Raw genomic sequence first — 6,001 nt, forward strand, 5'->3', positions numbered from 1 at the left:
TATCTGGAGAGGGAAATGACAACGCTTGTGCTGAACCCGGGCAATGCCACGCTCGCCGACTGGCGCGCCATCTATCGCGGCGCAGTTCCCGAACTCGATCCGGCGTGCCGGCCCAAGATCAAGGCCAGCGCCGAGACTGTGGCGCGGATCGTCGCCAAGGGCGAGCCGGTCTACGGCATCAACACCGGCTTCGGTAAGCTCGCCAGCGTCCGCATTCCCACAGCTGATCTCGAAACCCTGCAACGCAACATCGTGCTGTCGCACGCCGCAGGCGTCGGCGAACCGATGCCGGTCGCCGTGGCGCGGTTGATGATGGCGCTGAAACTCGCGAGCCTGGCGCAGGGCGCCTCAGGCATAAGGCCCGAGACGATCGATCTTTTGCAGGCGATGCTCGCCAGGGACGTCATCCCGGTGGTCCCGGGACAGGGTTCGGTCGGCGCATCGGGTGATCTGGCGCCGCTTTCGCACATGACGGCCACGATGATCGGCGTCGGCGACTGCCATACCCCGCATGGCATCGTGCCTGCCAAGGTGGCTTTCGTCACGCATGGGCTCGAGCATATCACGCTCGGCGCCAAGGAAGGCCTGGCGCTGCTCAACGGCACCCAGTTCTCGACCGCCTATGCGCTTGCTGCCCTGTTCGAGGCGGAAGTGCTCTACCAGTCGGCGCTCGTCACCGGCGCGCTGTCGACCGATGCGGCTAAGGGCTCGGACGCACCGTTCGACCCGCGCATCCATGTGTTGAGAAAACATCGCGGCCAGATCGAAACAGCCGATGCCTTGCGCGATCTGATGGCCGGCAGTGCCATTCGCGAGAGCCACCGAGTCGGCGACGAGCGTGTGCAGGATCCGTACTGTCTACGCTGCCAGCCCCAGGTGATGGGCGCGGCCCTGACCTTGCTGCGCCAGGCCGCAGATACACTCGGCACCGAAGCCAACGGTGTCACCGACAACCCGCTGATCTTCACCGAGGACGACACAGCGCTGTCAGGCGGCAATTTCCACGCCGAGCCGGTGGCGTTCGCCGCCGACATGATCGCTTTGGCCGTTTGCGAGATCGGTTCGTTGTCCGAACGGCGCATTGCCATGCTCGTCGACCCAGCACTGTCCGGCATGCCGGCGTTCCTGACGCCGAAGCCGGGGCTGAATTCCGGATTCATGATCCCACAGGTGACCGCTGCGGCACTGGTCTCGGAAAACAAGCAGAAGGCCTATCCGGCATCAGTCGATTCGATCCCGACCTCGGCCAACCAGGAAGATCACGTCTCCATGGCCGCCCACGGCGCGCGCCGGCTGCTGTCGATGATCGAAAATGCCTGTGGCGTGGTCGGCATCGAACTGCTCGCGGCAGCGCAGGGCTGCGATTTCCACGCGCCGCTCGCTTCCAGCGAAGCGCTCGAGGCAGTGCGCAAGCTTGTCCGTGCGCAGGTGCCGCATCTCGACGAAGATCGCCATTTCCATCCTGACATGGAAAAGGCCATCGCGCTGGTCCGCAGCGGCGGGGTCGTCAAGGCGATCGCTGGCGTCGGCCTGCCGCAAATCTCGGGTGCCCAGGCATGAGCGACACGCCCTGGCTCACTGTTATCAGAGGCAACGCACCTTTGCTGGTGAGCTTGCCGCACACCGGAACCGAGCTTGTCGGGCTCGATGACCGTTTCGTCTCGCCCTGGCTGGCTAGGCGGGACACCGATTGGTGGATCGATCAGCTCTACGCCTTCGCTGAAGATCTCGACGCAACCATCGTGCGCACCACGGTTTCGCGCTCGATCATCGACGTGAACCGTGACCCTTCAGGTGTTTCGCTCTATCCTGGCCAGACAACGACCGAGCTTTGCCCGACCGTCACTTTTGACGGCGACCCTCTCTACAAAGCAGGGCAGGAGCCGGATGCGGACGAGATTTCCAGGCGTCGTGAGGCCTATTTCGATCCCTATCACGCTGTCCTCGAAAGCGAGATCGCGCGCCTCAGGGCCTTGCATCCGAAGATCGTGATCTACGATTGCCACTCGATCCGCTCGGTGCTGCCACGCCTGTTCGAAGGCAAGCTTCCGGTCTTCAATCTCGGCACCAATGACGGCAAGAGCACCGATCCGGTGTTACAGGACAAGGTGACGGCGATCATCGCCGCGACCGGTCGCCCGTGGGTGGTCAATGGCCGCTTCAAGGGCGGCTGGATCACCCGTCACCACGCCGATCCTGCCCAAGGCATCCATGGGCTGCAGATGGAGATCGCCAATCGCGGCTACCTGCTCGAGCCCGAAGGCAAGGGCGAGCCGTCGAACTGGCCGGTTCGCTACGATGCCGATTTTGCCGCCCCGATCCGGGCGACGCTGACGGACATCCTCAAAACCGCGCTCGCCTGGGCGGGCAGCTGACACCCACTCCAAGGGAGGTTTTTGCATGACCCAACATACCCGCATCGACAATGCCCGCGTCATCCGCGCCGCCACCGGCACCGAGCTTACGGCCAAGAGCTGGCTGACCGAAGCGCCACTGCGCATGCTGATGAACAATCTCGATCCGATGGTCGCCGAAAAGCCCGGCGAGCTTGTCGTCTATGGCGGCATCGGCCGGGCTGCGCGCGACTGGGAGAGCTTTGACCGCATCGTCGCAGCATTGCGCAAACTGGAAGCCGACGAGACGCTTCTGATACAATCGGGCAAACCGGTGGGCGTGTTCCGCACCCACAAGGATGCGCCGCGCGTGTTGCTCGCCAATTCCAATTTGGTGCCGCATTGGGCCACCTGGGACCATTTCAATGCCCTCGATAAGAAGGGCCTGATGATGTACGGCCAGATGACCGCCGGCTCGTGGATCTATATCGGCAGYCAGGGCATCGTTCAGGGAACCTACGAAACCTTTGTCGAGATGGGCCGCCAGCATTATGGCGGTGACCTTTCCGGCCGCTGGATCCTGACCGCCGGTTTGGGCGGCATGGGCGGTGCTCAGCCGCTGGCCGCGACCATGGCCGGTGCGTCCTGCCTCGCCGTCGAGTGCCAGGCGAGCCGCATCGAGATGCGGCTGAAGACCGGTTATGTCGATGTGCAGGCGAAAGACCTGGACGATGCGCTGGAAATCATCGCCAAGGCGGGCCGGGACAAAAAAGCGATTTCGGTAGCACTTCTCGGCAACGCCGCTGACATCTTCCCCGAACTGGTAAAGCGTGGCGTGCGGCCCGATGCCGTGACCGACCAGACATCGGCGCATGACCCGGTCAACGGTTACCTGCCGCAAGGCTGGACCGTGGCTCAGTGGGAGGAAAAGCGCGAACGTGACCCGAAGGCTGTCGAAAAGGCCGCGCGCGCCTCGATGGCGGTTCAAGTTCGCGCCATGCTCGACTTCCACAAGATGGGCGTGCCAACCGTCGATTACGGCAACAACATCCGCCAGATGGCGCTGGAAGAAGGGGTCGAGAACGCCTTCGACTTCCCCGGTTTTGTGCCGGCCTATATCAGGCCGCTGTTTTGCCGTGGCGTCGGCCCGTTCCGCTGGGCAGCCCTGTCGGGCGATCCGGAGGACATCTACAAGACCGACGCCAAGGTGAAAGAACTGACGCCTGGCAACAAGCATTTGCACAACTGGCTCGACATGGCGGCCAAGCGCATCCATTTCCAGGGCCTTCCGGCGCGCATCTGCTGGGTCGGTCTCGGCGATCGTCACCGCCTCGGCCTTGCCTTCAACGAGATGGTCGCCAGTGGCGAGCTGAAGGCGCCTGTCGTCATCGGCCGTGACCACCTCGACTCGGGCTCGGTCGCCTCGCCCAACCGCGAGACCGAAGCGATGAAGGACGGCTCTGATGCGGTGTCCGACTGGCCGCTGCTGAACGCGCTGCTCAACACCGCCTCGGGTGCCACATGGGTGTCGCTGCACCATGGCGGCGGCGTCGGCATGGGCTTCTCGCAGCATTCGGGCATGGTCATCGTCGCCGACGGCACCGACGATGCGGCGCGACGCCTTGAGCGGGTGTTGTGGAACGACCCTGCAACCGGCGTGATGCGCCATGCCGATGCCGGTTACGACATCGCCATCGACTGCGCCAAGCAGCACGGCCTCGATCTGCCGGGTATTCTGGGCTGAACCATGCGCATCATTCGTCATGCCGACTGCCGCCCGATGCCGTGGAAGAACGGCGGTGGCGTGACGACCGAGATCATCGCCTGGCCACCTGAGGCCGGGCTCGACAGTTTCGACTGGCGCATCTCGATGGCGCAGGTGGCGTCCGGTGGGCCGTTCTCTGTTTTTGCCGGCATTGACCGGACGCTGACGGTTCTTGCTGGCTCTATGCGCCTAGCCGCAACTGATGCACCGCCGGTCGAACTCTCGCCACGGTCACAGCCTTATGCGTTTCCGGGCGATGTGAGCACCAGCGCCACCTTGATCGATAGCCCAGTCCTCGATTTCAACGTCATGACCCGGCGTCACCGCTTCAGCCATGTGGTCGCGCGGCTGGAGTTTTCCGAGCCGACCGAAATCGCTTTAGGCGAGGGCGCAAGCCTGGTCTTCCTGGCTTCGGGTTCGGCGCGCATCAGCCACGAGACGCTTGCAGCTTTGGACACCCTGCATCTCGACGACGGGCCGTCGACCCTGAGCATCGAACCGAGCGAGCCCGTGACGCTTCTGCACGTCGTCATTCGGAACCATTGACCGAGCAATCTCCAAAATCGTCGTGACATCCTGATGGAACTGGCCAACTATCCCTGCGGGGACGGGTAGGTCAGGCCGCCGATGACTGTCGTGCGGCGCAATGGAGAATGTGCCATGGACACCTACAAGGTCGGCTATTTGATCGGCAGCCTTGCTGCCGGCTCGATCAACCGCAAGCTCGCCAAGGCTCTGGTCAGGCTCGCGCCGAAACATCTCCATATGGAGGAGATCCCGTTTCGGGACCTGCCGCTCTACAGCTATGATTATGACGCCGATTTTCCGCCAGTCGCCCTCGCCTTCAAGAAGGCGCTGGCCAGCGTTGATGCTGTTCTGTTCGTTACACCCGAATACAACCGCTCCATCCCCGGCGGCCTGAAGAACGCCATCGATTGGGCGAGCAGGCCCTATGGCAGCAATTCCTTCACCCGCAAACCATCGGCCGTTATCGGGGCTTCACCGGGTGCGATCGGCACTGCGGTGGCCCAGCAAAGCCTGCGCAGCGTGCTCAGTTTTTGCAATTCACCGCAGATGAACGCGCCCGAAGCCTACATCCAGTTCAAGCCCGGCCTGATCACCGACGACGGCGAGGTGACCAATGACGAAACCGCTGAGTTCCTCAAGGAGTACATGGTCAAATTCCATCAGTTTGTCGTCAGGGTCTACACGGTGTTGCCCCGAGGCGGGTGACTTGCGGAGTGAGCCTTTCATGGCGGAGACACGCGCCGTCAAAAGGATACTGGGAAGACGTCAGGATGCAGATTCGGCTTCGCACAAGCCAACACGAAGCCCATTGTCGGACGCCGCCTGAAATATGGCTAAGTTTCAGCAATCAAAACACGAAAAAGCCCGAATCCTTGCGTTCCGATCTTTACCCGGCACTGCTATGAGACGCGTGGCGGCGTGGGCGCCGACGCTGCCATATTTTCACTTAATGGCGGTGCAAGAGCGATCTATCGACCTGTTGTGTTGCGATGCAACCAATTCTTGTTTGAAACGGTTTATGCGACAGGTCCGCGACGTCGACAGGCGCCGCGGACTTTCTGTCAAACGGAAATGCTGTAGATGAATATTCAGACTGACCTGCGCCGGATCAAAGATGTAGTGCCCAGCTTCCCGGCTGTCGCGGAACAGCCGATCAGGGCCACAGTGCTGCATGAGGACCGCCTCAGGGCGACGGGTGAAAGCCTGGCGCGCAAGGAGCTCCGCTCCTATTTCGGTCTCGAAGCATTCGACTTCCACGCCCGCATCCGCGAGAGCGCCAAAAAGATCCTGCAGGTTTATCGCGACACCAATGCCGCGCAGGGCAGGGGCGAACCGATCACGCCCGCCGCACAATGGCTGCTCGACAACAATTATC

The 6,001-nt window shown here is 62.5% G+C and carries 6 protein-coding genes; all 6 read left to right on the top strand.

Annotation, left to right across the window (positions count from 1 at the left end; genetic code table 11):
• Nucleotides 1-15: 15 nt before the first annotated feature.
• The gene (gene hutH, locus AC1DUU_RS20815) at nucleotides 16-1,560 is read left to right on the top strand and encodes a histidine ammonia-lyase (RefSeq protein ID WP_476785304.1); all 1,545 of its coding nucleotides are present in this window, start codon (nucleotides 16-18) and stop codon (nucleotides 1,558-1,560) included.
• Nucleotides 1,557-2,375: an N-formylglutamate deformylase gene (gene hutG, locus AC1DUU_RS20820; RefSeq protein ID WP_476785299.1), complete on the top strand. Its 819-nt coding sequence runs from the start codon at nucleotides 1,557-1,559 to the stop codon at nucleotides 2,373-2,375. Before hutH ends, hutG begins: the two co-directional genes overlap by 4 nt.
• Nucleotides 2,376-2,400: 25 nt before the next feature.
• The gene (hutU, locus tag AC1DUU_RS20825; RefSeq protein WP_476785300.1) at nucleotides 2,401-4,077 is read left to right on the top strand and encodes a urocanate hydratase; all 1,677 of its coding nucleotides are present in this window, start codon (nucleotides 2,401-2,403) and stop codon (nucleotides 4,075-4,077) included.
• A gap of 3 nt (nucleotides 4,078-4,080) precedes the next feature.
• Entirely contained in the window at nucleotides 4,081-4,644 is a 564-nt protein-coding gene (locus AC1DUU_RS20830) for a HutD/Ves family protein (RefSeq protein ID WP_476785301.1), read from the top strand.
• A gap of 114 nt (nucleotides 4,645-4,758) precedes the next feature.
• Nucleotides 4,759-5,331 carry an NADPH-dependent FMN reductase gene (locus AC1DUU_RS20835; RefSeq protein ID WP_476785302.1) on the top strand — a complete coding sequence of 191 codons (573 nt, stop codon included), beginning with the start codon at nucleotides 4,759-4,761 and terminating at the stop codon, nucleotides 5,329-5,331.
• A 375-nt stretch (nucleotides 5,332-5,706) separates the two neighbouring features.
• Nucleotides 5,707-6,001, top strand: a 295-nt coding sequence (locus AC1DUU_RS20840; protein WP_476785303.1) for a hypothetical protein, incomplete at its 3' end; no start/stop codon positions are given.

Source organism: Aminobacter sp. P4_H6_2, from assembly GCF_056400805.1.